Annotated in this window: 23 protein-coding genes, 3 tRNA genes and 1 pseudogene; 10 read left to right on the top strand and 17 right to left on the bottom strand. The window is 69.3% G+C overall.

The genetic code is table 11. From position 1 onward, the window contains the following. Positions 1-132 precede the first annotated feature (132 nt). Complete coding sequence (locus ABEG17_RS01695; protein ID WP_406831523.1) at positions 133-738, bottom strand: sigma-70 family RNA polymerase sigma factor; 606 nt, start codon at positions 736-738, stop codon at positions 133-135. Further along, on the bottom strand, positions 735-1,178 hold the full coding sequence (locus ABEG17_RS01690; protein ID WP_406829885.1) for a MarR family winged helix-turn-helix transcriptional regulator: 444 nt from the start codon (positions 1,176-1,178) through the stop codon (positions 735-737). Before ABEG17_RS01690 ends, ABEG17_RS01695 begins: the two co-directional genes overlap by 4 nt. A gap of 654 nt (positions 1,179-1,832) precedes the next feature. Between ABEG17_RS01690 and ABEG17_RS01685 the strand changes: the two genes are divergently transcribed. Beyond that, the gene (locus ABEG17_RS01685; protein WP_406831522.1) at positions 1,833-3,014 is read left to right on the top strand and encodes an IS110 family transposase; all 1,182 of its coding nucleotides are present in this window, start codon (positions 1,833-1,835) and stop codon (positions 3,012-3,014) included. Positions 3,015-3,146: 132 nt separating this feature from the next. On the opposite strand, the gene ABEG17_RS01680 is transcribed toward ABEG17_RS01685, so the two are convergent. The 8 genes from ABEG17_RS01680 to ABEG17_RS01645 form a co-directional block, all read right to left on the bottom strand. Then, positions 3,147-3,668 carry a hypothetical protein gene (locus ABEG17_RS01680; RefSeq protein WP_406831521.1) on the bottom strand — a complete coding sequence of 174 codons (522 nt, stop codon included), beginning with the start codon at positions 3,666-3,668 and terminating at the stop codon, positions 3,147-3,149. A gap of 833 nt (positions 3,669-4,501) precedes the next feature. Beyond that, positions 4,502-5,329, bottom strand: a complete 828-nt coding sequence (locus ABEG17_RS01675; RefSeq protein ID WP_406831520.1) for a hypothetical protein — start codon at positions 5,327-5,329, stop codon at positions 4,502-4,504. Positions 5,330-5,367: 38 nt separating this feature from the next. Beyond that, complete coding sequence (locus ABEG17_RS01670) at positions 5,368-7,149, bottom strand: hypothetical protein (RefSeq protein WP_406831519.1); 1,782 nt, start codon at positions 7,147-7,149, stop codon at positions 5,368-5,370. A 288-nt stretch (positions 7,150-7,437) separates the two neighbouring features. Next, positions 7,438-8,118, bottom strand: a complete 681-nt coding sequence (locus ABEG17_RS01665; protein WP_406831518.1) for a LuxR C-terminal-related transcriptional regulator — start codon at positions 8,116-8,118, stop codon at positions 7,438-7,440. Next, the gene (locus tag ABEG17_RS01660; protein ID WP_406831517.1) at positions 8,106-8,951 is read right to left on the bottom strand and encodes a sensor histidine kinase; all 846 of its coding nucleotides are present in this window, start codon (positions 8,949-8,951) and stop codon (positions 8,106-8,108) included. The genes ABEG17_RS01665 and ABEG17_RS01660 overlap by 13 nt, the downstream gene beginning before the upstream one ends. Positions 8,952-9,942: 991 nt before the next feature. Continuing rightward, complete coding sequence (locus tag ABEG17_RS01655; protein WP_406831516.1) at positions 9,943-11,304, bottom strand: sensor histidine kinase; 1,362 nt, start codon at positions 11,302-11,304, stop codon at positions 9,943-9,945. A 101-nt stretch (positions 11,305-11,405) separates the two neighbouring features. Continuing rightward, complete coding sequence (locus ABEG17_RS01650; protein WP_406831515.1) at positions 11,406-11,762, bottom strand: response regulator transcription factor; 357 nt, start codon at positions 11,760-11,762, stop codon at positions 11,406-11,408. A 150-nt stretch (positions 11,763-11,912) separates the two neighbouring features. Then, positions 11,913-13,130, bottom strand: a complete 1,218-nt coding sequence (locus tag ABEG17_RS01645; RefSeq protein ID WP_406831514.1) for a right-handed parallel beta-helix repeat-containing protein — start codon at positions 13,128-13,130, stop codon at positions 11,913-11,915. Positions 13,131-14,084: 954 nt separating this feature from the next. Here ABEG17_RS01645 and ABEG17_RS01640 point away from each other — a divergent pair. The 3 genes and pseudogenes from ABEG17_RS01640 to ABEG17_RS01630 form a co-directional block, all read left to right on the top strand. Next, the gene (locus ABEG17_RS01640; RefSeq protein ID WP_406831513.1) at positions 14,085-14,294 is read left to right on the top strand and encodes a helix-turn-helix domain-containing protein; all 210 of its coding nucleotides are present in this window, start codon (positions 14,085-14,087) and stop codon (positions 14,292-14,294) included. Positions 14,295-14,302: 8 nt separating this feature from the next. Then, on the top strand, positions 14,303-14,959 hold the full coding sequence (locus tag ABEG17_RS01635; protein WP_406831512.1) for a phage integrase central domain-containing protein: 657 nt from the start codon (positions 14,303-14,305) through the stop codon (positions 14,957-14,959). Positions 14,960-15,153: 194 nt separating this feature from the next. Then, a pseudogene (locus ABEG17_RS01630) lies at positions 15,154-15,453 on the top strand (helix-turn-helix domain-containing protein); the annotation flags it as partial. A gap of 335 nt (positions 15,454-15,788) precedes the next feature. On the opposite strand, the gene ABEG17_RS01625 reads toward ABEG17_RS01630, so the two are convergent. The 4 genes from ABEG17_RS01625 to orn form a co-directional block, all read right to left on the bottom strand. Then, positions 15,789-15,864: transfer RNA gene (locus ABEG17_RS01625), tRNA-Lys, on the bottom strand. Between the two features lie 57 nt (positions 15,865-15,921). Then, positions 15,922-16,542: a copper resistance protein CopC gene (locus ABEG17_RS01620; protein ID WP_406831511.1), complete on the bottom strand. Its 621-nt coding sequence runs from the start codon at positions 16,540-16,542 to the stop codon at positions 15,922-15,924. Positions 16,543-16,698: 156 nt separating this feature from the next. Then, positions 16,699-16,774 (bottom strand) — tRNA-His (locus tag ABEG17_RS01615). 144 nt (positions 16,775-16,918) lie between these two features. Then, positions 16,919-17,560 carry an oligoribonuclease gene (orn, locus tag ABEG17_RS01610; RefSeq protein ID WP_406831510.1) on the bottom strand — a complete coding sequence of 214 codons (642 nt, stop codon included), beginning with the start codon at positions 17,558-17,560 and terminating at the stop codon, positions 16,919-16,921. 70 nt (positions 17,561-17,630) lie between these two features. On the opposite strand from orn, the gene ABEG17_RS01605 reads away from it, so the two are divergent. The 3 genes from ABEG17_RS01605 to ABEG17_RS01595 all read left to right on the top strand — a co-directional run bounded on the left by ABEG17_RS01605 (position 17,631) and on the right by ABEG17_RS01595 (position 20,852). Beyond that, the gene (locus tag ABEG17_RS01605) at positions 17,631-18,785 is read left to right on the top strand and encodes a PrsW family intramembrane metalloprotease (protein WP_406831509.1); all 1,155 of its coding nucleotides are present in this window, start codon (positions 17,631-17,633) and stop codon (positions 18,783-18,785) included. A 10-nt stretch (positions 18,786-18,795) separates the two neighbouring features. Next, a complete protein-coding gene (locus tag ABEG17_RS01600) occupies positions 18,796-20,010 on the top strand; it encodes a M20 family metallopeptidase (RefSeq protein ID WP_406831508.1) in 1,215 nt (404 codons plus the stop codon). An 86-nt stretch (positions 20,011-20,096) separates the two neighbouring features. Then, on the top strand, positions 20,097-20,852 hold the full coding sequence (locus tag ABEG17_RS01595) for a DUF6424 family protein (RefSeq protein WP_406831507.1): 756 nt from the start codon (positions 20,097-20,099) through the stop codon (positions 20,850-20,852). A 12-nt stretch (positions 20,853-20,864) separates the two neighbouring features. Here ABEG17_RS01595 and ABEG17_RS01590 read toward each other — a convergent pair. From ABEG17_RS01590 to thpR, 3 genes are all read right to left on the bottom strand, one after another. Beyond that, positions 20,865-20,941, bottom strand: a tRNA-Arg gene (locus tag ABEG17_RS01590). A gap of 57 nt (positions 20,942-20,998) precedes the next feature. Next, positions 20,999-21,931: a DNA-3-methyladenine glycosylase family protein gene (locus ABEG17_RS01585; RefSeq protein WP_406831506.1), complete on the bottom strand. Its 933-nt coding sequence runs from the start codon at positions 21,929-21,931 to the stop codon at positions 20,999-21,001. Continuing rightward, positions 21,928-22,500, bottom strand: a complete 573-nt coding sequence (thpR, locus tag ABEG17_RS01580) for an RNA 2',3'-cyclic phosphodiesterase (RefSeq protein ID WP_406831504.1) — start codon at positions 22,498-22,500, stop codon at positions 21,928-21,930. Before thpR ends, ABEG17_RS01585 begins: the two co-directional genes overlap by 4 nt. A gap of 59 nt (positions 22,501-22,559) precedes the next feature. Between thpR and ABEG17_RS01575 the strand changes: the two genes are divergently transcribed. The 3 genes from ABEG17_RS01575 (at position 22,560) to ABEG17_RS01565 (ending at position 26,873) form a co-directional block, all read left to right on the top strand. After that, positions 22,560-23,357, top strand: coding sequence for a hypothetical protein (locus ABEG17_RS01575; protein WP_406831503.1), 798 nt, complete (start codon positions 22,560-22,562; stop codon positions 23,355-23,357). Between the two features lie 115 nt (positions 23,358-23,472). Continuing rightward, positions 23,473-25,179, top strand: a complete 1,707-nt coding sequence (locus ABEG17_RS01570; protein WP_406831502.1) for an ABC transporter — start codon at positions 23,473-23,475, stop codon at positions 25,177-25,179. Further along, on the top strand, positions 25,176-26,873 hold the full coding sequence (locus tag ABEG17_RS01565; RefSeq protein ID WP_406831501.1) for a dynamin family protein: 1,698 nt from the start codon (positions 25,176-25,178) through the stop codon (positions 26,871-26,873). The genes ABEG17_RS01570 and ABEG17_RS01565 overlap by 4 nt, the downstream gene beginning before the upstream one ends. The last annotated feature ends 108 nt before the right edge of the window (positions 26,874-26,981 follow it).

Below are 26,981 nucleotides of genomic sequence, written 5' to 3'. Positions count from 1 at the left end.
GACGTGAGAGCACAGAAGGTCTGCATGGGCCGGACGCTTGTGGCTCGAGATCGCGAGGTGCAGGTCTGACATCCAACGCACTCGGTCGGCGCCCGTAGGACCAGCCACGGAACCCCGCGCCGACAGGCTCCTCTAGGCGCTGGCAACCCCTGGGTCGAGAGCATGCGCCAGTGAGCGCAACCCGTCCCTGATGCGGGTCTTCGCGGTGCTGTGCGGAATGCCCAGGTGCGAAGCAACTTCGGTGTACGTCAGGCCGTGGAAGTACGCGAGCTGCACCGCGGTCCGCTGCTTCAGGGTCAGTGCCGCCAGGGCTCCTCGGACTCGCGCTGCTTCGAAGGAGGAGTGGGCCGCCTCGGCGGTGGAGTCGAACGGTGCCGACGTCACCTTCTGTGTCCACACGTCGTCGCGGGTGCGGCTCGCGGAGACACTACGGACCCGGTCCACCGCGCGCCGGTGCGCGATGGTGAGGATCCACCCCGCTCCGCTTCCGCGTGACGGTTCGTACCGACCAGCTTCGGCCCACACATAGCTGAACACGTCCTGCGTGATCTCCTCGGCGAGGGCGTGCTGGACCACGATGCGCAGCACCAGCCCGAACACGCGCGGCGCCGTCGCCGCGTAGACCTGCTCGAACGCGGCCTCGTCCCCGGAGGTGCAGCGGACGAGCAGGTCGCCCAACGACTGTCCTTCGTCGCCTTCGCCGTCCCAGCCGTCGGGTGGTGCGCTGTGGGCGGTCACGAGGTTCGCACCGACATCCGCATCACCAGGTCGTGCAGGTCGTCTCGCAGCCCGGTCAGCTCATCGCCGCACAACCCGGTCTGCTCGACGACGTCCAGCTGCGCCCGCGACGCGCCCAGCTCGACAGCAGCACCTCGGGGTGTGAGGCGAACTCGACGGGTTCGCGCGTCGTCCGGGTCCTGGTCGCGCACGACGAGTCCAGCTTCCTCGAGGCGCCTCAGGATGGGGCTGACCGCGGCCGGCGACAGCTGCAACCGGTCGGCAATCTCGTGGGCCGGTTGGTCGTCGGACTCCCACAGCACCAGCATGATCAGGTACTGCGGATACGTCAGCCCGACGGCTTCCAGCAGAGGTCGGTACGCGCGGGTCACCTGGTTCGTCGCGGCGTACAGCGCGAAGCACAGCTGGTCGTCGAGTCGCAGATTGCTGGACCTGGTCATTGGCACTCCCTTGTCGGCCATCAGCAACGTAGTTCACGCGTGAACCATCCGCGCGCCGGGCAGCACCCGGTGACAACACTCTGACCGAACAGGTGACCCGACAAGCGCTCCCGCTTCCCGTTCGACGACCGCCTGATCCGCTCATTCACGCAAGGACGACCCGACCACTGCGGGCCTGCGCACCGCCGGGTTGACCTTCGCGAAACCCTTCGACTCCCGCCTGGGCATCGCATCAACTACTGGCAGAGGACCCCCATCCCGTTGCAATGGCCGCAGAGGCCCCGAGGACCACACGAGTCCACACCTTCATCGACCAGTTTCGCCACAGCTTCGGAACCACCCCAAGCAGGTACCTCACCACCCACGGAAATCACCGCTTGCCTGTGGATCAGCAGTCGTACTCATCTCGGCAACGTCGCGTGGATCGCGGCTACTTAGAGACTGGTCGCAGGATCGGTGTCTGGCCAGACTCGGTCCAGGTGTCCGGCGAGACGCTCTGATTTGCGGCTGCCCACCGGTGTCATTGGTGTGGCTCTCTCATGGCGTGCGGCCTCGTCGGGCACCGCGCGAGGAGAGGCTCGAAAGGGGTTTGTCCGGCTCGAAGTAGCAATGCCCTCCCCGCTTCACATCACAGCGAGTGAAGGGAGCACGGCGATGGGCGTGATCATCGGGATGGACCCGCACAAACGCTCGGCCACGATCGAGGTCATCGACGAGGTTGGGCGGATGGTGGCGGTGGGACGGTTCGGTACGGACCGAGCCGGGTACGCCGAGCTGCTCGCCGCGGGTCGGGAGCACCGGGACAGGGTGTGGGCGGTCGAGGGCTGCAACGGCATCGGGCGGCACATCGCCCACCGGCTGGTCCACGACGGCGAGACGGTGCTGGACGTGCCGGCCAAGCTGTCGGCGCAGGTGCGGGTGTTCGCTACCGGCAACGGGCGCAAGACGGACCCGGTCGACGCGCACTCGGTCGCGCTGGCGGCGCTGTACGCCCCCGCTGAGCCCGGCCTACGGCGGGTGCAAGTCGACGGCGACCTGGTCGTGATGGGTTTGCTGGTCGACCGTCGCGACGAGCTCGGCCGGGCCCGCACCCAAACCCTCAACCGGTTGCATCGGCTGTTGCTCGAGCTGTTTCCCGGTGGTGCCAAACGGTTCCTGTCCGCCCCGCAGGCCCGAGCCCTGATCGCCACCACCAAACCGCGGGACCTGGCCGGCAAGACGCGCCGCCGGATCGTGGTTGAGCTGATCGGTGAGCTCGAGGCCATCGACCGCAAGATCAAGACCGCCGAGAAGGACCTGGCCGCGCTGGTCACCGACCGCGGCTCGACCCTGATGGACCTGACCGGGATCGGACCCACCGGCGCAGCCCGGCTGCTGGCCGACGTCGGAGACATCCACCGCTTCCGCGACAAGGACCGCTTCGCGTCGTGGAACGGCACCGCGCCACTGGACGCGTCCTCCGGGAACCAGCAACGGCACCGCCTGTCCCGTGCCGGGAACCGGCGGATCAACCGGACCCTGCACATCATGGCCGTGGTGCAGCTGCGAAACCCCACCCCGGGGCGGGACTTCTATCGGGCGAAGAAGGCCGGCGGGACACCCTCGTTGATGGCGATGCGATCGCTCAAACGGCGCCTGTCGAACATCGTGTACGCCCGCATGGTCGCCGACCAGAACAGGCGCGACCAGAACAGGGCGACGGGCCCGGGAGGGCAACGGGGCAACGACTCTGACTCCAGCGCGACCGGCTCACAACCCCACACCGGCACTTCGGACAAGCCACTTCCCGGACCCGCCATCAACCAGCGTAGAACTCTCGCCCCCGCCATGTCTTGACCTAAAGGGGTGCCATGAGCGGGCGAGCCTCGTCAGGCGCCTAAGGTTTCGTTAGCCGACCGCAGTGTTTGCCGGGTGCGCCGCATGATCCTTCCCATTCTGCGGGGACTCTCCAGCGATTCGTCGGCACCATCAGACACCCCCGTAGCCACCGTGGGCACCCGCTTGTCCAGTCCGGGGGTCGTCCCGAGGCTTTCGCTGGCTCACCTTGGGGTTGAACCCGCCGTCCGCCCACTCGGAGTTATCCGCAGGCTTGGGCTCGGCTCCATCCCAGCCCGCGTATCCGCCCAGCAGCCCGAAGGACGCCTCGGACTCCAGCACCCTGGCGGCGAGGTCCTGAAGCACCTCTCGGGGGAGGGCGGTCAGCAACTGGCCGGGGGCTCTGCGCTCACCGTCCGTCACGAGGTGGCCGATCTTCGCGTGGGCGCTGGTCGTCAGATGGTCGCCCACCAACAGGCTGCTCCGGACGGTCTCCAACAGGGACTCTCGGTGGGCTTCAGACAACAGGGCTATCGCTTCGGCGTGCGCGGACTCCAGCGCGTCGACGGGAGCTGTGCGCAACAGATAGCGGTACTGACGCACCACGGGATCTTCGGGCGCGTCCGCCCGGTCGACCTGTGGGTCACGCTGCTTGCCGAACGTGAATCGGCTCATGTTCGAGAGTAGAAGCCATCGGGAGGGACACGCCAGAGCGGCAAGGCGCTCATCGGCACGATCGGGCTGATCGCGGCATGTGCGTAGGTTCGACGCCAAGCAGGCCTCTCTTGGGTCCGTGCGTGGGCGTCAAGGACCAATCTCGGGCACGCCCGGACGCCGCCCTTCACCGCGTGTGTCCTCGGAACCACAGTGGACGCACGCACGATACGGCTGGTTGTCCTTGGTCAGCTTCCGTTGCCAGGTGTGCATCCCCAACAGGCATCTGAGTCGCTTTCCCATAACCGTCCCTTCCAGATCTCAAATGTACTGCGATGCGGGCCCAAGACTCTCCACCGCTGAAACAGTGGCGACGCCCTGTCATCGGCAGATCCGGTAAACACTGGCCCGCCCCCGGGGGTGGCCGGCTTGCGGCGGGAAGACGTAGTTTCGACGGCTTGGCCATGTCCGGGCTGTGCGGGCCTTAGTCGCGAAGGTGCCCCCGGGGACCGGTAGTCGATGCAACTGGACTGCCGTGGCTGGAGAGCGCGGAGGGTGGGGGAGTGAGCCTGCTTGACTAACTGCTTGACAACGGGGGCGTGTCCGGGCGGACAGTGGCGACCATGAGTGGACTCGTCTCGTGCTCAGAGGGATGCCCAGGCACGTCGGCGGACGGGTCGAGAATGCTTGACACGGAAGATGTCACCGGTTCAAACCAGTATCGCCCACCAGTACGAAACAGCCCCTGACCTGCGAAAACGCGGGTCAGGGGCTGTTCGGTCGTCCGATGCTGCGGGCAGCGCGCGTGCCTCACTTCGAGCACGCCCGCGCCGACGCGACGGACCCTGTCTCGATCAGGTGAGTGCTGCACAGAGCGAGGCCAGGGCAGCGGCATCTCCGAGGCGGAAGTAGTCGTCGAAGGGGTGGTGCGCGGAGATGGACCGGATCTCGTCCGTGGAGACGTCGACCAGGACTCGCCCGGCATCGGTCACAACGGTGCCTCCGTCCGGGCGATAGACGCGAGCCTCCAGGCCGCTGGTCCTTTCCGTGCCGGTGCTCGTGTCACCTGGTACCGCGAGGTCGTGGACGACCGTGTCGTGCTGCGACCACAGGAGTGTCCGACCAGTGTCCGGGTTCGTGAAGGTTCCGTTGAGGCTCTCCCGGAAGTGCCGTTGCAGCAGGTTGCCGCCGGCATCGTAGAACCGCTTCCCGATGACTGAGCGGAACTGGGAGACGTGGATCATCGTGCCGCCGCACACGATTCCCGACTCGTCATCCGCGATCGGCGGATCGCTGAAAGCCAGATCGCAGGCGATGTGCGAGCCATCGCGGTTGCAGGTTGCATTGAAGGCGGCGGGCGGTGCCGGATTCAGGCTGTTCGGGTCGACGGACGTGCCCGCTGAGGCCGGGACGGCGAAAGTCAGGGCGAGCAGCCCGACAACGGCGAGCAGTGCCGCGATGCAGCTGGCCTTGCGCCGCTTGAGTTTACCTGCTGTTGCTGTCGCGAGCAGTGCGACGACTGCGGCCGCCCGTGCGTCCGAGGGGTCGATTCTGCGTGACTTCTTCATGAGGTGCTGTCCCTTCTGGTGGATGGCTCCGAATACCTCGAACGCTATGGAGACAGAGCATCGGCGGCATCGGGCCTGGCCCTCGAGCCCCTCCGCGACGACGCGCGTGTCCACACGGATGCGAAGCGGGTGGGCCGTGGCCCAGACCGCCGTCAGGGCGCGGAGCCCACCCGCGACAGCTGGCGCACGACCAGCGCGGCGGGCGCTGTCGTGTCTCCCCTGGGGCGGCCGAGGGTGAGCTTGTCGGCCGCGATGCTCCACCGGAGCGAGATCGGGTCGGTCCCGGTCAGGTAGACCGTGATGGTGTCGCCTGTTACCCCGTAGCTTCCGAACGAGCGGCTCTGTTGAGCGCTGTTGGCGATGTTGACCTCGACATGTCCTCGCGCGAAGGACACGGTCACCGAGCCCCAGTCCTGGTCGACGTCCTGGCCGCTCCGCAGCAACCGGCTGGCATCGAGCTCGGCCCTCGTGACCGTCGTCCGCCAGATGCCGTCGAATGGAGCCCCGGTGCCGAAAGCGGTCGTCGGCGGCGGACACCGGCGAGCAAAGCTAGCCTCCGAGGGGTGGGCGCTCACGCGACGCCATGGTGAGATCACGAAGTTGCGCGGGGAGGTATCAGCCGCCGAGGGGCTCGGACCCCAAGCCAACATGCCCCCGTAGAGCGACCAGGTGAAGACGAAGTGCTCGCCGGGCTTGTTCATGGCATTGGTCGGGGCGATGCCACCGCCATCGGCGAAGTCCCAGACCATCAGACGACCGATCACCCGGTAACGCCCGTATCCCCACGTGCAGGCCGCCCCCGAGTCCTGACTGAAGGCGAACCTACCCCGGTCGAACTCGTAGGTCCACGCACCCCAGTTCTCCGGCGACGTCTCGCCGGGCATCTGCGACTGCGTCGTCGTCACGGTGTACGCGCCGTCGAGAGCCGTTGCCGGACCGGGCGTGGCATTGAGCGGCTGCGGCAGCGGCGCGGTGGGGCCTCCCGGGGCGCCGGCCGCTGCCGCAGGGTCGGGGCACGATGGCACCTCTCGGCCGCTGCTGGACGGCATGCGAATGCGCTCTGAGTCGATGGCCTTAAGAGCTGCCGCCGTCGCGGGGCTCTTGTTCAACGTCGCGTACACGGGGGCCAGTGCCGACTTCAGGCTCACCACCCCAGCGGGGGTGGCCTGCACGAACGTCACCCTGTTGCGCGCGCACAGGGCGGACAACGCGTCTTTCTCCTGGCGGTCCAGCATCGCGGCAGTGGGCGCGATGCTCTCGGCTGCGGCTTTCCCCAGCAGCTCGCGCACCGCACGCGGCAACGCGGCATACGCCTTGCCGTTGGCGAACACGACGATGGGACGGGCCCACAGCCCCACGTTGGCGGTGACGCTGGACGCGACGGTGTCGTAGACGTTGCCGGCGATGCTGGGCACGTGCTGGACCAGTCCGTCGTAGGAGGCCATGCTCTGGCCGTTGAAGCCCGAGTCGACCACCGTGGCTCCCAGCGCCTTCAGGCTCTCGTCTCCCAGCCGGGAAGGTGAGCTCGCAATCCTCGCCCCCCGGTAGTCCGAGGCCGCGAGGAGGGGGTGGGTGAGGCCCATCGGCCGTTGGATCGGGCCCGGGAGGACGCCCAGGCCGTGCAGGCCGAGACCGTCCAGTGACCCGAGCATCGGGTGGACGATCTCGTCCGATATCAGCACCTTCGACTCCAAGGCCACCGAGTCGATGGCCATCGGCGCGTGGAGTGCGCGCAGGTCCGGGTCACCCGCCAGCTCGAAGGCTCGCGCTCCCACGAACCCGATCGTCGCGTCCCCCTTGCGGACGGCGGCGATGGCGTCAGCCGCGGCCGACAGTTGGCCGTTGTACCAGTCGTGCGAGTCCTCGACCCGAACACGGCCCCCCGACAGCCTGTCCACGGCGTCGCGGAAGGACTCAACGTCTTGCCCGCCCATGACGTTGATGGCAGAGATGAGCAGGGGCGTGGTCGACAGCCGGCCACCCGAACGATCGGCGGTCGGGGTGCAGCCGGTAGCGAGGGCGACAAGGGTGACGCAAGCGATCGACGCCGCAACAAGTCGTCCATGGTGGGCCACGGGACACCTCCGGTTCTTGTCAGGACGCTACCCCGTAAGTCCAACCAGAATGGATCGGTTCTGGTCCGTGAGGCATCCGTGCACACACCTGCGGACACGTCTGCAGTTTGACCTGCATCCGTCCGTGCGATGGTCCTGTCGGGTGTTTCAGCCGGGGTCTGGCGATGGGGGGATCACCTCGGTTCGTAGGGACCGCAGGTGGGCCAGCACGGCCAGGACGCGACGGTCCTCAGCGCCACCCCCTGCGAGGTCGAGCTTGGTGAAGATGTGCCCAACGTGGGCCTCCACGGTCCGCGGACTGAGGAAGAGCCGTTCGCCGATGCGCCGGTTGGAATACCCCTCGGCCATGAGGGCGAGAATCTCCCGCTCCCGCGTCGACAACCGGTCCACGGCCTGACCGTGCGTGCGGTGCATGAGCCGGGACACGATGGTCGGGTCGACGACGGACTCGCCGTCGACGAGACGGTGGAGCGCATCAACGAGGATGGCGAGGTCGGAGACCCGTTCCTTCAAGAGGTATCCCATGGACTCCTCGTGGGTGGCCATGAGCCGCATCGCGTAGCCGGAGTCGACGTAGTGGGACAGCACCAGGATGGCGGTTCCCGGGTGCTGTGCACGGATGGTGATGGCGGCTCGGATGCCCTCGTCGGTGAGTGTCGGCGGCATCTTGATGTCCGTGACCACCGCGTCCGGCCTGGTCCTGTCCACGGCTGCCAGCAGCCCTTCGACGTCGCCCGCCTCAGCGGTGACCTCGATGCCGGTCGTCTCCAGCAGGCGTCGCAAGCCCTGGCGCATCAGGACCTCGTCCTCGGCGATCACGACGCGCACGGCAGCTCCAGGACGAGTTGGGGCCGGTCGTTAGGCGCGGCCTTAAGGATCAAAGTGCCGTCCAGGGCACCGGCCCGGTCCTCCAGGTCAGTCATGGCCAGGTCGGGAGCACGATCCACGGTGACCCGCAGTCGTAGGCACCTGGTCGTCCGGCTCAGCTCGATCACGCCGTCGTCGGTGACGAAGCGGTCGACCGCTCGGGCGCCGACGAAGTAGGCCGCGGACTCCACGTGGGACGGGAGCCGGCCTATAGGGGACTGGATCCGGATCCGGATCGGAGCGGCCTCGGCAAGTTGCGCGAAGGCCGAAACAAGACCCTCCTCGGCGAGGACGCTGGGGAAGATACCGTGGGCGATCGTGCGCACGTCGTCGATCGCGCCTCGAACGTGGTCGGCACACGCCTCGAGCACGGAGTCGTCGATCCCGTCCCCGTCAGCACTGAGCCTGGCGAGCTCGATGGCCATCGCCAGAGCGACAAGCCGCTGCTGGGCCCCATCGTGAAGGTCGCGCTCCAGGCGTTGACGCTCGTGGTCCGCCGCTGACACCACCCGCGTCCTGGACTCGCGCAACAGCCGGAGCTGAGCCAGTGCCTGGGCCTCGAAGCGCTCGTGATCGATGGCCAGGCGTGCCGCGGCAACGATGTCGTCCAGGTGTTGGCTGTCGGCCAGGGCTCCCGGCCGGTGCTCGATCTCGGCCCAGGGCTGCCCAGCCATGTTGAGCGTCGTGACGCCGGCACCGGGTGTCGGCACCACGGGGAGGCCCGCCTGGTCGACCGTACCGGAGTCGAGCGGGAAGGAGAGGCGAAGGGAACGGTCCCCGACGAGTGATGCCAACGTTCCCTGCAGGCTGAGCGCGGGATGCTCGGCCTCCTGCTGTCTGACGGCGAGACGGGCCAGCGCAACGCGTGCCCTGCGCGCGCTCATCGGTGACGTCAGACAGCCGGCCGCCACCGCGCCGAGGAGGATGCCTTGGAGCGCCCACGTCGAGATGCCGAGGAGGCCAGGGGCCGGACTGCGGTCCTCGGCCGTAACCCTCGTGAGGTTGTCGACCCCGACGACGAGGAGGTATGCCCCCCCCCGCCAGCGACGAGGGCAGGCTCAGCCTGCGCCGCGCGCGGGTGGCGCGAAGGGAACGTGCGGCTAGCGTCAGGACCGCGACTGCGCACCACGCGGGAATCGCCCAGGTGGCGATCCCTCGCAGGGCGAGAGCAACGCGGGGGGCGTCGGCGATGAGGAGCAGGTTGCTCGCGCACGAGCTGCATCCTTCTGCCCCCGGATCGGTCACGACGGCAGCACCGACGCCCATGGTGACAAGAAAAACGAGGTAGCCGAGACCGATGATGGTCCTCGTCGCGCGGGTCCCCGACCGTCCGGACAGGTAGGCCGCAGTCGCATGGAAGACCAACGGGGCCACCATTCCCGCCAGGACAAGGCCCGCGGTGAACACGACAGCCGACCCTGCCGATGGGGAGTTCCACTCCTGCGCCATCCAACTGAACCCCGCCAGCGCCAGGAGCGCCCCGGTACGGCGCGTTCCGGTGCCTGGAAGTAGGACGCTCCCCGTGACGATGAGCCAGAGCCCCACGGTTACGTCGCCGAGAGTCCCCCACATCGACGGTGGAGCGATCGCGAGGTAGCGATCTCGCGAGATGACAACCACAGTCACAGCCGCCGCAAGGACCCCGACGGCGACCAGGGCGACACGGGGCTGCCAGGTGCCATACACCTGGCCATCATGACGGGGTTGACGATCCTGTGCGCAAGCAAATGCCCCCCAGGTCGCAAGAGTGCCGTGCAGACTCGGTCTTCGCGGTTGCCTCGGCTCTCAGACTGGAAGTGAAACGGTCAGCTCGGTGCCGACGCCGACGGGACTGTGCAGCTCCAGCTCGCCGCCGAGGGCTTCGACCCTGTCGCGCAGACCCCGGATCCCGGAACCCGCGGACTCGTCCGCACCCCCAACCCCGTCGTCGCGGATGCTGACAGTGACGATGTCGCCCACCCGCCCGGCCGTCACCCCGATTCTCGTGGCCGCGGCATACTTCCCCGCGTTCGTCAGGGCTTCGCTGCACACGAAGTACGCCAGGGCTTCGACCTCTGGGCGCAGGCGCCCCAACGCCACGCGCACCTCGACATCGACGGGGAACGCACGGGCCACCTCGTCCAGGGCCTCCGCAAGGCCTGCGCGCCCCAGGGTTGCCGGACCGATGCCGTTGGCGAACTCGTGAAGCGATGCACGTGCGGAATCGACGTAGGGGCTCAGTGCGGTGCTCACCTGCTCGTGCCCTTCCAGCAGCCGCGCGACCTCGGCAAGGCGACGTTGCGGACCCTGCTCCAGCTGCGCACCCAGCGCGAGCTGTTCGGCGGCGGCGGCCGAGACGATCCTGCGACGCGATGCCTGAAGGGCCCTCAGCTGGCCTTGGGCCTGAGCCCGCAGCTGCACGTTGGCCAGGGCGAGAGACGCCAAGGAAGCCACTTGGTCCAGCAGGGCAGCGTCATCCACAAGGGCAGGGTCATGCACGATGACCCCCACGGGCTGCCCTCCTCGCTGCAGCAGCGTGACACCGTTCTCGGGGCCGGCCACGGGTGGCTCTCTCACTAGGCCTTGCTCGTCGACGAAGTGCTCTTCCACGGGCATCCAGAAGAAGAGTCGGGCGCTCTGGTCGCCGAACGCCCGACGCAGCGCCACGGCAACCGTGCCCGGCGAGTCGACTGACCCGAGCTCCACCGCCAACCCGCTGACCGTCGAACGCGACCAGAAGAGCCAGAGGTGTCCGACGGCCAACAGCAGCAGGCTCGCAACGACCGCGCCGTCATAGACAGCCAGCGCGGTCGGCTGACCCGATGCGAGGTGGTCCCGGAGTAGGCTGCTGGCCCCCAGTCCAATGCCATACGTGCCGCAGGCAGCGACGGCCAGGATCCGGCCTGCTCGTGCCGTTCGGGGACTTGGGCGGATGCTCACCACGGCTGCGGTGACAACGACGCCAGCGAGCGCCGCTCCGATCCCGGGATGGAGGTCCACAGGCTCCGCCAGGGCCAGCACATAGGCCACGACCACCACGGCACGGAGCCGCCACCTCAGGCGCCCGGAAGGGTAGGCGAGGAAGAGATGGATCAGGGGCCCGCGGTGCCAGAAGAGCGCCAAGTCGCCGAGCGCACCGGCGCCCCAGGCGACGCCGGTGGCGAGCATGAAGACAGCGGCCCACCGAGACCGCCGCCAGAAGACGGGGGCAACGGCGAACGACACGAGCATCGGCGCGACGTCCAGGGCGTCGAGGGGGGACACCTGGGTCAGCCGATCAGAGCACTCAGGGACGCACCCGTCAGCTCGCTCTTGGTGATGAAGCCTCGCGCTGGCGAACTCGCCAGGCGGGAGCGGTAGCTCGAGGCGCTGCGGCTCGAGATGAGCACCACCAGAGGTCCGTGTGTCCCGGCCCTGGACGCGATGCGTCGCGCGACCTCGAAGCCGTCCAGATCGGGGAGCTGGACATCGAGCAGGACCACGTCAGGACGCAGCCGCTCGACAGCTTGCAAAGCGCCCTCGCCGTCGGCAGCTTCCCCTGCCACGGAGAACCCCCCTGCGGCCAAGAGCGCATGGACGAGGGAACGGAAGCCGACGTCGTCATCAACGATCAGCAGTCCGCTCATGATCGGATCGTCCCACCAGAGACGCCGAGCCGTATCGGGAAAGGCACGCGGGACGCCTCGTCGCTCTCCGACGCCTGTCGGGCGGCTCCGTTACCGATCCGGCCGACCGCCCACCTCGGCAGAGCCGGAGCGGGCAGTCGGACTGCGTGCTCAGTGGCAGGCAACGTTGATGCACTGGAGCGGGTTGCCGTTACCGGCTGCGTGGTTTCCGCCCCCGTCGATCGTCCCGGCAACCGTGGCGATGCCGAGGTCGCCGTTGTGTACCGCGACGTTGCCGGTGATGGTTGAGGTGGCCAGACCTGTGGACGGCCCCAGAACCTGGATCCCGTCGTCAACCCCACTGCTGACGCGGTTGTCTTCGATGAGGGTGTCGAGGACGACACCACCGGCTTCGGGGCCGATCGCGATTCCCTCGTTGGCTCCGTTGACGGTGTTGCCGCGCACGACGGTGTCAGTGGTCGGGCGTCCCACCTCGTCGAAGTTGTCCACCTCGATGCCGTAGCGGATTTGGTCGATCACAGTGTTGTGGGCGACGAGGTTACGGTTGCCGCCACCGATCTGGATGCCGATGCCGTCGGGGCCGATGCCGTGCAGCACCTGGTTGTCGGTGATCGTGTTGTCGTCGCCGCCGACGCCGAAGCCGGTGGATGTGCCCGTGACCCGGTTGTGGTCCACCAGGTTGACGTTGGACGCGTCGATCTCGAAGCCCATCTCGCCGCCGGAGATGGTGTTGTCGACCAGGCGGTTGCCGACGGCGTCCTCCAGCTGCATGCCGAACGAGTTTGCGTTCAGGAGGTTGTGGGAGACGGTCGCGTGGGTCGCGCCTTCGAGGCGCACTCCGGCGCCGCCGATGTTGCGCAGGCTTCGGTTGCCGACAACGTTGGCCCCATCAGAGGTGACGATGGCGATGCCCGAGGCCTGGTTGTCAGCTGAGAGGTTGCCGACTATCTGGGCGCCGTCGGAGCCGTTGACGACGACGATTCCTCGACGTGTCATCCGGCGGGCGGTCATCGCAGTGATGTGGCCGCGAGGAGAGGAGTCAAAGACCACTCCGCGCCAGAACCCTTGCACGACGCCATTGGTGACGTGGACATCGTGATGTCCAGCCACGCGGATGCCGACCTCGGTCGGGTCTTCGACGGTGTCGCCGCTGACCGTGTGGCCGTTGAGGTCCAGGGTGATCCCGTCCGCCCCAATGACCAAGCCGTCGCCAACACAACCCACGACGTCACTCCTCAGCGTGGTGTCAACAGTCAGTTCTGAACCGCAGCCGACGCTGCCGGTTGGTAGCGCGCTGGCTGGGGTCGAACCGCCTACCGCCACCACCGCCGCAACGACGAAGACTTGTGCCCATCGTGCTGTGCTCATCTGACCTCACCCTTTGTCTCGTCAACGCTTGGACCTCCAGCGTCGCTGCGACGGCGTCACCAGACATCGGTGTAAGCGCTCGGTCAGTAAAGGACCTGCATGGGTACGTACCCCACGTGCCTGCGATCTGCCCTGATCACGGTGGCCGCGCCCGTCAGTGACCAAGTGAGTGACAACGGGCCCGGATTCGGGCGGACGTTGACGGATGGCGGGGGAGTGGCTCGTGCTCAGAACGACGTGCACGATCGTCTACGCACGGCGTGAAGGTCCTTGACAGGTAAGAGGTCGCTGGTTCAAACCCAGTATCGCCCACCAGTACGAAACAGCCCCTAACCTGCGGAAATGCCGGTCAGGGGCTGTTTCGTCCGCGGTTCCGAGGGCCGACTCCGACCTCTTCCGTGCTGATGAGTGACCAACTGAGTGACAAAGTCTGTCGCGCTCACTAGAGGCGGCCGTCCATCGAGGTCCGCCGTCGTCTGTGGCTGTGCTTTGGCGGGCTGCGCACGCCCGGTGGATCTTGGTTCGACTCCGTGCTGCCTTCCTGCGTGGGCTGAGCGCATTCGGGCAGCGTCAGTGCCCCAGGTCCGGTTCGGCTTCCTCCAGGGAGGGCTGGTGCAAAGGCGGCGGGATGTAGCACGCGGCGATCGCATCGTCCGAAAGGCCCGCGAGGACTCGGCAGCCAGCTGCCGGCGCGGTCCGCAAATAGTCCGCAACGCGCTACGGATGACCCACGAAAACCAACATCGCCAACTCGACGTTTCTGCAGGTCAGAGCCCTGTCAACACCATCAGTCTGTGCCACGATGGCCCCTCCGCAATCCCCGGCGTTTCGACCGAACCGGGGAGAGCGGCCCGCAATGGCGCGCACCGCGCAATGGTGCCCCTTCCTGTGCGTTGTCCTTCATGAACGGTTGCGGTTCTGATGACCGCGCCAACAGGTGAGTAGGAGAGCCTCATGGATCTTGGGCAAGAGACAGGACCGAGCCCAATGCCCCTTTGGTGCGCCGAAGACGTTGCCAGGTACTTGGGCGTCCCAGTGAAGACGCTGTACAAGTGGCGGCTGGAGCAGCACGGTCCACCGTGCCTGCGGGTGGGCAAGCACCTGCGTTACGTGGCGGAGGACGTCGTGGGCTGGGTCGAGAGCCGCAAGCAGCATCTTTCCTAGGAGACGACATGGCCAGGCCACCCCTTCCCCTCGGATCATGGGGCCGCATCTGGGTCAGCCCCAGTCCGAGCCGCCCCAGCGGCAAGCCCAAGTCCTTCCGGGCCCGTGCGCTTTACCGCGACTTTGACGGGGTCACGCGCGAAGTCAAAGCAGAAGGCCGTACCAAGAGCGCGGCTGAAGCCACCTTGTTGGCCAAGCTGCGCGAGCGAAGCGGCGCGCGGCACGGCGGGTCACTAAAGTCGACAGACAGGTTTTCAGCTGCTGCGCAGCTGTGGTTCGAGCATGTGGACGAGATGGTCGCGGAGGGTCGCCGGTCACCCGGAACTCGCGATGCCTACCGGCGCAAGCTGGACAACCACGTGCTTCCCGCCTTGGCAGAGGTGCGCCTCGGAGAGGTCACCACTCCGCTGGTCGAGAGCATCATCAAAGCGATCAGGACGCAGGTCGGTCCACCGACCGCCAAGTCCAGCCGCACCGTCATCTCAGGTGTCCTGAACCTCGCGGTCCGACACGGCGCCCTGGCCACGAACCCGGTCCGGGACGTCGAGACCATCGCATCCCGGCCGAAGCGGCAGCCTCGAGCCCTTGACGAGGACGAGCGCCGGGCCTGGTTCGCCATGCTGGCCAGCGATCCCAGAGCTGTTGCCGCGGACCTGCGGACCTGACGTCGTTCCTGCTGGCGACCGGTGCGCGAATCGGCGAGGCGCTCGGCCTCCTGTGGTCCGATGTCGACCTGACAAGCGGCGAGATCGAGATCCGACGACAGGTCATCCGGGTCAAGGGGGAGGGCCTCGTCCTCGTCGGCACCAAGAGCGCGGCGGGTGAGCGTACCCTCAGGCTCCCACAGTGGTGTGCGGAGATGCTCGAGCTGAGGAGTGCGCGTCGGCACCACCGTGATGAGCCCGTCTTCGGCGACGCGCTGGGCGGTCTTCGCGACCCGAACAACGTGCGACGTGACCTACGCCGGGCCCGCGCTCCCCGCGGCAGCGAGGCCAGGCAGGAGCTCGGCGCAGCTCTGGCCCACGCGCGGAGGGCGGCCAAGCTGTCACGACCGGACGTGGCTCGGGCACTGCAGTGGCCCAGGTCCCGCATCGAGCTCGTCGAGGCCGGCCGGGTGAAGGTCGACGTCGAGACCATCGCCGCGCTGGCGAACCTGTATGGGGTGAAGGAGCGGACGGCGCTGGTGACCCGGGCAGAGGAGACGACCCAACCAGAGGATGGTGACGCCCTGGCCTGGATCACCTCGCACAGCTTCCGCAAGACCACCGCGACCATCCTGGACGCCGCGGGCCAGTCGGCCAGGCAGATCGCCGACCAGCTCGGCCACGCCCGGCCGTCGATGACCCAGGACGTCTACATGGGCCGGCGGGCCAAAAACCCGGCTGCTGCGGCCGCGCTGAACTCGGCAGTCACCCGGGCGGCCGATGCAAAGACGGACGGTTTCCCGGACAAAGTCGAGGCCAGGCAGATCCGTGATCTGCCTGGCCTCGTAGATGGTGCGCCATCAGGGACTCGAACCCCGAACCCGCTGATTAAGAGTCAGCTGCTCTGCCAATTGAGCTAATGGCGCGCGAGGAGAGACATTAGCAGGACGACGCCGGGGACGTGAAATCGGCTCCTGAAAGGTTCATGAGCGACCTCGGCGACGGGCTGCTGCGACCAGCGCGGTCCCTGCGGCGACCGCCAAGGCACCCACGCCGAAAGCGAGTCCGAGGCGCATCGACTGACCGCCGTTGTCGTTGGAAGCCGTTGCTGCGGTGGGGCTTTCGGTCGAAGCGGTCGAGCTGGCGGAGGGGGGCGTCGCGCTGTTTCCGGGAGTCATGGTCGGCTCTGACGTCGGGCTGGACTGCGCGGCCTTGATGGTGAAGCTCGAGGTGTCGGAGACGGGGTGCCCGTCCTCGCTGACGACGCGGAACGCCACCTTGTAGACGCCGTTGGGCAGGTCCGCGTCCAGCTCCTCGGTGACGGTCGTCCCCTCTACCTTGGGGCGGCCGTTGCCGACGTTCCCGGACGGACCCGTGACCGTGACGGTGGCGAAGGTGGTGCCGATCGGCTCGTTGAACGACAGGGTCACCGTGGTGGGAGCTGTCGACACGGTGGAGCCGTCGCCGGGGGTGACGGACTTCAGGGCTGCGTGGGCGTCCGCCGAGACGGCCCCGATGATCGAGGACAGCACGCCGAGCAGCAGGCCCAGCACGGCCACCCAGACGGTGATGCGGATGGTCCTGCGCTTGCCTTCGGATTCCATGAACACCATGCCATCTTGCCCGACGAGACCGGGACGACCCGTTATCGGTGTCGAGGTGCGGGACATCTGCGATGCCCACGCCGGGGGCGGCGCGCACAGAATGGGCGGCGCGAACGGCCCCGGCCTACATCTCTGCAGACCGGGGCCGTTCCTGTATGGGGTGAGCGACGGGGCTTGAACCCGCGACCCCCGCGACCACAACGCGGTGCTCTACCAGCTGAGCTACGCCCACCATGCGACACGACCGGACTCGAAAGCCGGCCGCGTAAGCGTGGACCATCGTACCTGTTCCCGGGCAGTGCTCGTGACCACCCTCGGGACGACCGCACGAGGTGCCCCGCGCGCGGACGGTGGTCCGCGCCATACGCGCTCGCGATCAGGCGGGGTCGGTGCCGTGGTCGACGACGTGACGAGCGGCGATGGACTTCGCGGTGGCGCTGTCCGGGCCGGGCTGGGCCACGAAGACGGCCTCGCGGTAGTAGCGCAGCTCGGCGATGGACTCGCGGATGTCGGCGAGGGCGCGGTGGCCACCGGACTTCTTGGGGGAGCCGAAGTAGGCCCGGGGGTACCAGCGGCGCGACAGCTCCTTGATCGAGGACACGTCGATGATGCGGTAGTGCAGGTGGGCCTCGAGCTCGGGCATGTCGCGCAGGAGGAAGTTGCGGTCCGTGCCGACGGTGTTGCCGCCCAAGGGCGCCTTGCGCGGCTCGGGCACCCACTCGCGGATGTAGTCGAGCACCAGCTTCTGGGCGACCTCCATAGTCGTGCCGCCGGCGAGCTCTTCCAGCAGGCCGGACGTCGTGTGCATGTCGCGCACGAAGTCGTCCATCTGCTCCAGCGCCTCGGCGGGCGGGGCGATCACGACGTCGACACCGTCACCGAGCTGGTTGAGCTCGAAGTCGGTGACGAGGGCCGCGACCTCGATGAGGGCGTCGTTCTCGAGGGAGAGCCCGGTCATCTCGCAGTCGATCCAGACGATGCGGTCGTTGACGGAGCGTTCTGTGGGGTTCTGCGTCACCCACCCACCCTATGGCCACGCCCGGACACGGGCCCCGCAGCGCGACCGGTGCTGCACTAGCCTGCCCGTCATGACGTGGGGACAAGAGCCCGGGTATGGCGCGGGCGCACCCGTGCGGCGCGGGGGGCGCAGCATGCTGCGCAGCTGGCTGCTCGCGGGGGTCATCGTCATCGGGTTCGCCCTCGCGGCCATCGTCCTGGCCGTCTACTACGGCGCGACCCTCGGTGTGGTGACCAGCCTGTTGGCCGTCCTCCTCGCGGCCCTTCCGTTGGGGATCGTCATCCCGACCTTCCTGTGGCTGGACCGCTTCGAGGCGGAGCCGACGCGCTACCTCGTCGTGGCCTTCGGTTGGGGGGCGTTGGTGGCGGCCCTGCTCGCGGGCATCTTCAACACCGGCGCGAACATCGCGTTCCAGGCGGCCACCGGTGCCCCCGAGACGGCCGGCCTCGCAACCGCCGTGTTCTCGGCTCCGCTGGTGGAGGAGGGGGTCAAGGGCCTGTTGGTCCTGCTCGTGTGGCGACTGCGGCGGCGGGAGTTCGACGGCATCATCGACGGGATGGTCTATGCCGGCATCGTGGCCGCCGGTTTCGCGTTCACGGAGAACATCCAGTACCTCGGGATGGCCTACGCGGACGGGGGCGATGGCGCCCTCACGGGCACGTTCATCGCGCGCTGCCTGTTCACTCCGTTCGCCCACCCGATCTTCACGGTCATGACGGGCATCGGCATCGGGGTCGCGGCGACCACCCGCAGCCGGGTCCTGCGGGTCGTCGCGCCCATCGCCGGATACGCCCTCGCGGTGCTGCTGCACGCCATCTGGAACCTCGCCGCCGTCACGGGAGGGGCCGGACTGCTCACCGTCTACCTCCTGGTGGAGGTGCCGATCTTCATCGCGTTCATCGCGCTGGTGGTCTGGGCGAGGCGGCGCGAGGGACGGCTCATCGGCCGCTACCTCAGCGCGTACGCCGATGCGGGGTGGCTCTCGCCGAGCGAGGTGCAGATGCTGTCGACCATGGCTGGACGCCGCAGCGCGCGGGTGTGGGCGCGGACGAACGGCCGTTCCGCCCTGGCGTCGATGCGCACCTTCCAGGACAGCGCCAGCGAGCTCGCCCTGCTGCGCGCCCGCATGCACCACAGCGCCGCCGACGACCAGGCGCTCGCGACCGAGCGCGAGCTGCTCGACTCGCTGACGCTGCGACGCCGGGAGTTCCTCGGCGCGTACTAGCGTGCACGCCGTGCGCACCCTAGACATCGCCTCGTCCATCGGCTCCGACCTCGTGGCCCTCCGCCGTGACCTGCACCAGATCCCCGAGATCGGCATGGACCTGCCGCTGACCCAGCAGGCCGTCGTCGACGCGTTGGCGGACCTGGACCTCGAGGTCACCCTCGGGAAGGGTCTCTCGTCGGTCGTCGCCGTCCTGCGCGGTCGAGGCGGTGACCGCACCGGGGCGGAGCGCCCCGTGGTGCTGCTGCGCGGTGACATGGATGCGCTGCCCGTGACCGAGGACCTCGACCTCGAGTACGTCTCGCGGCACGTGGGCCGGATGCACGCCTGTGGTCACGACCTGCACGTCGCAGGGCTGGTCGGCGCGGCCAGGGTCCTGCACGAGATGCGCGACGAGCTCGAGGGCGACGTCGTCTTCATGTTCCAGCCCGGGGAGGAAGGTCCCGGCGGGGCGGAGCCCATGATCGAGGAGGGCCTGCTCGAGTCCGCTGGACGCCGGGTCGATGCGGCCTACGCCCTGCACGTCTTCTCCTCCGAGCACCCCAAGGGCATGTGGTTCGGCCGGCCCGGTCCACTCATGGCGGCCGCCGACGAGGTCAAGGTCACGGTCGTGGGGGAGGGCGGTCACGGGTCGCAGCCGTTCCGTGCCAAGGACCCGATCCCGGTGGCCTGCGAGATCGTCGTGGCGCTCCAGACGCTGGTCACCCGCCAGTTCGACGTCTTCGACCCGGTCGTCATCACGGTCGGCAAGTTCGTCGGCGGCACCAAGGACAACATCATCCCCGACGAGGCCGTGTTCGAGGCGACGGTGCGGAGCCTGTCGGAGGAGGCGCGCGCCGAGGTCAGCGCCAAGATCGAGCTCCTGTCGAACCAGCTCGCCGCCGCCCATGGCCTGACCGCCCAGGTCGAACACCTGCCCGGCTACCCCGTGACGGTCAACGACGAGGCCGAGTACGCCTTCGCCAAGGACACGATCGTCGACCTCTTCGGCGTCGACCGGTACACCCACCAGCGCAACCCCGAGATGGGGTCGGAGGACTTCTCGTTCGTCGGCCAGCTGGTGCCCAGCGCCTACGTCAACCTCAGCGCGTGCCCCGCCGCCGACCACGAGGCCGCCCCGGACAACCACTCTCCGCGAGCCGACTTCGACGACTCGGTGGTGCCCGACGCGGCGGCACTGCTCGCCGAGCTCGCGCTGCGGCGGACGGCCCAGCTCGCCCGCTGAACCATCCACGGCACGATCACGACAGCCCCAGCCGGACGGCTCGGCCGGGGCTGTCGTGGTGGCCGGCGCGCTCGTAGTCTGGGTCGATGGGAGGTGGCGGAGTTCATCCCGAGCACGAGGACGACCCGTGGACCGTCAACGTGGGTGACCATCCCGCTCGCGCCGACAGCCTGCAGTACGTCAGGAGCCGCACCCTGATGGTCAAGCTCGTGGGGCAGTGCCAACCCTGGTGGTTCGGCGACAAGCCCTACCAGGACCACCACGGCGGCGGCGTCTGGCTCAAGGACTCCACCGGCTGGCTGCTGGTGTTCGGTCCCGCGGGCATCGAGTGGTCGGCGCAGTTCTGTGCCGACCCCGCCAAGGTGGACCAGCTGCGACAGCTGACCGCCCGGCTGGTTGCCGGCTTCCCGGGCACCGTCGCCGGCTACGAGGCCGCGGGATACCACGACGCCGCCGGGCTGCTGGCCAGTCCGATCAAGGACGCCGACGGGGTGCAGGCCTGGACCGACGGGATCTTCAACGCCTCGGTGGCGCTGCCGGCCGGCCTGCACACCGGGGTCCTGCCGCAGGCTGCCGGCTACCACCACTACCCGAAGCCGATCGTGGACATCGACAGGTTCAGGTACGACGACTTCACCTTGTTCGTCGCCGACACCCAGGGCAATCCCGTCGCGGTCACCCCGGTCGGTCGGCGTGGCAGCGGCAACGGAGCGGTCAGCGTCGCCTGGGCCGACCCGCACACCCCGTTGGGACGGCGCAAGGCCGCCTCGGACCAGGCGGGCGAGCGGCTGATCCTGCCCGACACGCACCCTGTCGCCAAGGCTGCGTTCGCCCTGCAGTGACGCCTCAGGCGGTGGCGCCCCCGGCAGGACTCGAACCTGCGACCTAGAGATTAGAAGGCTCTTGCTCTATCCAGCTGAGCTACGGGGGCAGTGCGCGGACAGTCTAGGACGGGACCGCCGGGCGGCCGTCCATCTGCCCGACGGGTTCACAGGTGCTTCACGTATGCCGCGTGGTGCCACAGGTGGATGGCCGCGTACGCCCGCCACGGGCTCCAGGCCAGCGAGCGGGTGAGGACGGCGCGCTGGGTCGGCAGGTCCAGCGCCTTGCGCAGGACGAGGTCGCCGTGGGGGAACGCATCCGGGTCACGCAGCGCCCTCATGGCGACGTAGTCGACGGTCCACGGGCCGATGCCCGGCAGGGCGAGCAGTCGACGGCGGACCTCGGCGGGGTCGGACTCCGGGGCCACGACGAGCCCCTCGGCGCACTCCTGCGACAGTGCGACGACGGTTCGGGCGCGAGTGCCGGTCACCCCGACCACGGACTGCAGCTCCGCCGGGTCGACCTCCGAAAGTATTGCAGCAGTGGGGAACTCGTGGAGCCCCGTGTCCGGGTCGGCGCACCCCCAACGGGTCACCAGTCGTGCGGCGAAGGTCTGGGCAGCCTGCAGTGAGACGTGCTGGCCCAGCACGGTCATCACCGTCGCCTCGAACCCGTCGAAGGCCCCGAGGATCCGCAGCGTCGGGTTGGCGCTGACGAGGGCGCCCAGCTCCGGGTCCGTGCCGAGGTGGGCGGCCACCGCCTCGAGGTCGGTTCCGAGGTCGAGCCACTGCCGCACCCGTCGCAGGACGTGGTCCAGCTCGTCGGGCTGCAGGTCGTCCCGGGGCGCCCTTGTCGTCGGGCGGACCGCCAACGACACCGACACGGTCTCGTCGCCGAACACGGCCCGCAGCAGGCGCGGTCCACCAGGAGCGGGCACCAGTCGCTCGTACGTCCGCGTGGACGCCTGCACCCGCTCGAGCCCGGGCACCGCGTGGGCGACCAGTGCCGCAAAGGCCTCGCGGGCTGCATACGGGTGCACGTCGATGAGCGGGATGAGTGGTGCAGGGGCGACAGCAGGCAATGAGCCGGGTCGCGTCACGGCTCGCCCCCGAGGGGCATGGTCCCGACCGGGCGGTAGTGACGCGGACGCCCGCCGCCCGGGGCGTGGGAGGCGAAGAGGGTGACCTCCGTCGCAACCCACTCGGGGCCGCGGTAGGCGTCCAGCACGCGCAGCCACCGGGTCGCCTCGAACGGGCGCCGGGCACGCGCCACGGTCAGGTGGGGCTGGAACCCGCCGCCCTCGGGGGTGGCACCGGCGTGGGCGCAGGACGACCGGACGTTGCGTGCCAACGCGTCGAGCGACTCCAACGCCGTGGGCCGGCCGTCGACGCCGACCCACAGGACCCTCGCGTCGGCCGCGTGGGGGAAGGCCCCTCCCGCGCAGAGCCGTGCCGCGAACGGGTCGCGCTGGGCCGCCGCCGAGGCCACGGCGAGCGCGACCTCGTCCAGCCGGCGCTCGGGGACGTCGGCCATGAACGCCAGCGTGATGTGCCACAGGGACGCATCGGTCCACCGCAGCTCCGGGCCGGCGTCGCGGCGGGGCTCGAGGAACTCGCCGAGGTCGGTCAGGGCGTCGTCCGGTGGCACGACCGCGGCGAAGATGCGCATCCCACCATTGTGGACGTCCGGCGAGGATAGGTTGGTCGGACCTACGAAGGGGGACGGGGATGCTGCACAAGGCCAGGAACCTGTCGGCGCCGGGCACGTGGTTCCTCACCGTCCGCCTGGCGGAGGTGGGCATCATCGCCCTGCTGGTGGGAGCAGTGCTGGAGGCACGGTACGCCTGGCAGATCGGGGCCCAGTTCTACGGCAACGGCTCCGTCGATGCGCCCACCAACCCGTCCCTCATGAAGCGCATCACCGGGATGGCCCTCTTCGGCGGGTACCGCATGCCGATGAGCCTCTTGGTCATCGTGCTCACCCTCGCCGCTCTGGTGGTCGTCCTGCACCGGTGCCAACCGGTGAGTCACACCCGGGTGCTCCGCTGGGAGTGGCTCGTCCTCTGGGGCGCCTCCACCCTGCTCGCTGCTGCCGCCGCCGCTGTGGGGGTGGTGGCGCTCTTCGCCGAGAACCCGTTCGCGTCGCCCGACCCGTCGGTCGTCAGTGGCACCGCCCCTGGGCCGGGGTATCACGAGCAGGTGGTCGGCAACCTCTCCTGGCCGCTCGGCGCCCTGCTGCTCCTGCTCCCGCTCGGGCTCTGGTGGGCACGGTTGCCGGACGCGGACGACCTCGACGACGCCCTCACCCAGGCCGACGGTGACCAGCTCGAGGGTGTCGGCGGTCCGGAGGCACCTGCCGCCGTCACGGCGACGGAGGGCCAGCACGCGCAGCGCGAGGCCGACAGGGACGCCATCGTGCTCGACGACGTGGAGCAGATCGCGCCCGTCGAGCGGCTTCAACCGCGAGGGGACCTCCGCGGTGACGGCTCCTCCTCGAGCGGCTACGACGGCTACTTCCGCCACTAGGAGCGCGCGCACCATGGCCTCACCAGCAGGCCGAGGGTGGAACGGCACCGATGCGTGGCCCCTGTCGGTCTGTCGCGACCGGTTGCACGGGGGTTCGGTTCGTTAGGCTTGCGGTGTGATTTCCAGGGACGACGCCAAGTCCGTGTTGGGCGCCGTGACGACCCTGCGCGACCGGGTGGCAGACGCAGAGCTGCCGCTCGACATCCCGGGCGTCGCCGCGGGTCGGGCCACCCGGGACTCACTGCTCAAGCAGCTCGACGACTACGTCATCCCGCGGCTGCGTTCGCTGGACGCCCCCCTGCTCGCGGTCGTCGGCGGGTCCACCGGAGCGGGCAAGTCCACGCTGGTGAACTCGATCGTCGACGCGCAGGTCAGCCGCTCCGGCGTGCTGCGCCCCACCACGACGACTCCGGTCCTGGTGCACCACCCCAAGGACGAGCGCTGGTTCCTCGACGACCGGATCCTGCCCGGACTCAGCAGGGTCACGGGCGCGGTCACCGGTGACGACGGGGCCGGCTCCCTGCGGCTGGTGCCCTCGAGCTCGTTGCCCCCGGGCATGGCCCTTCTCGACGCCCCCGACATCGACTCCGTCGTCAGCGCCAACCGCGCCCTGGCCGGTCAGCTGCTGGCCGCTGCCGATCTCTGGTTGTTCGTGACGACGGCGGCCCGGTATGCCGATGCCGTGCCCTGGGACCTCCTGCGCCAGGCCTCCGAGCGCGGCACCGCCGTCGCCATCGTGCTCGACCGGGTCCCGCCCGAGGCGATGGCCGACATCCGCGGTCACCTCGCGTCCATGCTGCGCGAGCAGGGCCTGTCGACCGCTCCCATCTTCGGCATCCCCGAGGCCACGCTCACCCCCGAGGGACGCCTCCCCGAGGCCGACGTCGCCCGCCTGCGTTCCTGGCTGTCGGCGCTCGCGAGCGACGCCCGCGCCCGGGCCGTCATCGTCAAGCAGACCTTGGACGGGGCCCTGGGCTCGCTCGAGGAACGCACCGCATCGCTCGTCGGGTCCGCCCATGAGCAGGCCGCCGCCGTGAGTGCCCTGCGCGATGCGGCCGAGCTGTCCTACCGCGACGCCCTCCACCACGTCGAGCACGGCATGACCGATGGCACGCTCCTTCGCGGGGAGGTGCTGGCCCGGTGGCAGGAGTACGTCGGCACGGGGGAGTTCTTCAAGCAGGTCGAGTCGACGGTCGCCAAGGTCCGCGACCGCATCACCGCTGCCGTCAAGGGCACGCCGCCACCCGCCGGTGACCTCGGCGAGGCGCTGCAGTCCGGCGTCGCCGCCTTGATCCAGTCCCAGGGCCAGGGCGCCGCCGCCACGGTCGTGCGCCAGTGGCGCATGCTGCCCGGTGGCGACTCCGTCCTGCAGGCGCACTCGGGCATGGCCAAGACCTCCCCGCAGTTCACCGAGGCCGTCGAACGCCTCGTCCGCGACTGGCAGGGGGAGCTGCTCGACCTGGTGCGCAGCGAGGGCAAGGACCGGCGCACCACGGCCCGCATCGCGGCATACGGGCTCAACGGGATCGGGGTGATCCTCATGCTCGTCGTCTTCGCCCACACCGGAGGACTGATAGGGGCGGAGGTCGGCATCGCCGGTGGCACCGCGGTCCTGGCCCAGAAGGTGCTCGAGGCCATCTTCGGCGACCAGGCGGTGCGCGACATGGCCGCGCGGGCCCGGACCAGGCTCCTCGAGCGGGTCCGTGACCTGTATGCCGCGGAACAGCTGCGCTACGACGCCGCCCTCGAGGGCGTCACCATCCAGCAGGACCGGGCCGAGCGCCTGGCAGATGCCGCAGCAGCGGTGAAGGCGGTCCGATGAGCCCGTTGATCATGGGCCGCACCAAGGTCAAGGGCATGAGTGCCGAGGAGCTGGTCGAGCGCTCCAGCGCGCTGGGTGGTGCCCTCGAGTCCGGTGCGGCGCAGCTCGATCCGGCCAGGGCTGCCGACGCAGCCGCCGTCATCGACAAGGTCACCGCCCGGACGGCGCTCTCCGGCAACCACACCGTCGTCGCGCTCGCGGGTGCGACGGGGTCGGGCAAGTCCAGCCTGTTCAACGCCCTCGTCGGTGACGCGGTGGCGACCGTGGGCGCGAGGCGACCCACGACCTCGCGTCCTGTTGCAGCCGTGTGGGGGGACGATGACGCGACCGACCTGCTCGACTGGCTGCAGGTCGCCCAGCGCCACCACGTGGTCGGCGATGCCGCCGGGCAGCAGGCAGGGGAGAAGGGCCGGGCGGCGCAGGGCTGGAACCTCGACGGGTTGGTCCTGCTGGACCTGCCTGACTTCGACTCCCGGGTGGAGGCGCACCGCCACGAGTCCGAGCGGGTCCTGCAGCTCGTCGACGTCTTCGTCTGGGTCACCGACCCCCAGAAGTACGCCGACGCACGGCTGCACGACGACTTCCTCAAGGTGCTGGCCACCCACGACGCGGTGACCGTCGTGGTCCTCAACCAGGCCGACCGTCTGTCGGCGGACTCCGTGCAGCAGGTCCGCGGCGACCTCGGCCGTCTCACCGCCGAGGACGGCATCGCAGGGGTGCAGGTCCTCGCCACGTCGGCGACCACACGCGCCGGGCTCGACGAGCTCGGCATGCGCCTCGGCACCGCGGTGGCTGCGCGCAACGCCGCCCAGGCGCGGCTGGCTGCGGACGTCCGCGCCACTGCCGGACGCCTGCGTGCCGACGTCGCCGACTCCGAGGTCACCTTGCCCGACGACGTCGACACCGAGCTCGTGGACGCACTCTCCCGGGCGGCGGGTGTCCCCACGGTCGTGGCGGCTGTCGAGCGGGACTACCGCAACCAGGCGTGGAGCCGCACCGGGTGGCCGTTCACCCGCTGGGTCCGAGCCCTGCGACCCGACCCGATCAAGCGGCTCCGGCTCAACACCCGCGACTCCGTGGAGGAGAAGCTCGCCCTCACCGCCGGGGACGTGCGCTCGGTCCTGGGCCGGTCGTCCCTGCCACCGCCCACCCCGGCCGCACGCGCTGCGGTCGACCTGGCGACGCGCGCCGTCGGCGACCGCGCCGCTGACGGCCTGCCGCACCGTTGGGCCGAGGCGGTCTCCGACGCAGCCACCCCGCCCGGTCCGGAGCTCGCCGACGCCCTCGACCAGGCCGTCGTGGGCACCTCGCTGCGGATGCGTGCGCCGTTGTGGTGGCGGGCCTTCGGCGTCGCCCAGCTGCTGCTGTCCCTCGTCGCCGTGCTCGGGCTGGGGTGGCTCGTGGTGCTGGTGGTGCTCGGGTGGCTCGCGCTGCCGCGCATCGACACGCCCAGCCTCGGGCCGGTGCCGTACCCGTTGCTCATGTTCGCCGGGGGGTTGCTCCTCGGGCTGGCCCTGGCCGCCGTCGCCCGGTGGGTCGCGAGGATCGGCGCACGCCGACGAGGGCACGTCATCCGTCGTCGCCTGACGGAGGCGGTGTCCGGGGTCGCCGCAGAGCGGATCGCCGGCCCGGTCCGGGCCGTGCTGGCTCGCCACCGCACGACCCGCGAGGGGCTCGACCGCGCCGCTGCCTGACCTGCGCCATCGTCCACAGGTCGGCGGTCCTCGGCAGCGCCGTCCACAGCCACCGTCGCCGTTCCTTTCGCCGCCGACCCCTCGTGACGACCCTTGCCTCAACCCCAT

This window comes from Pedococcus sp. KACC 23699 (assembly GCF_045348425.1).
Classification (GTDB): Bacteria; Actinomycetota; Actinomycetes; order Actinomycetales; family Dermatophilaceae; genus Pedococcus.
Note: the sequence above shows the minus strand (reverse complement) of the source record. Positions and strands in the feature narration are given on the sequence as shown.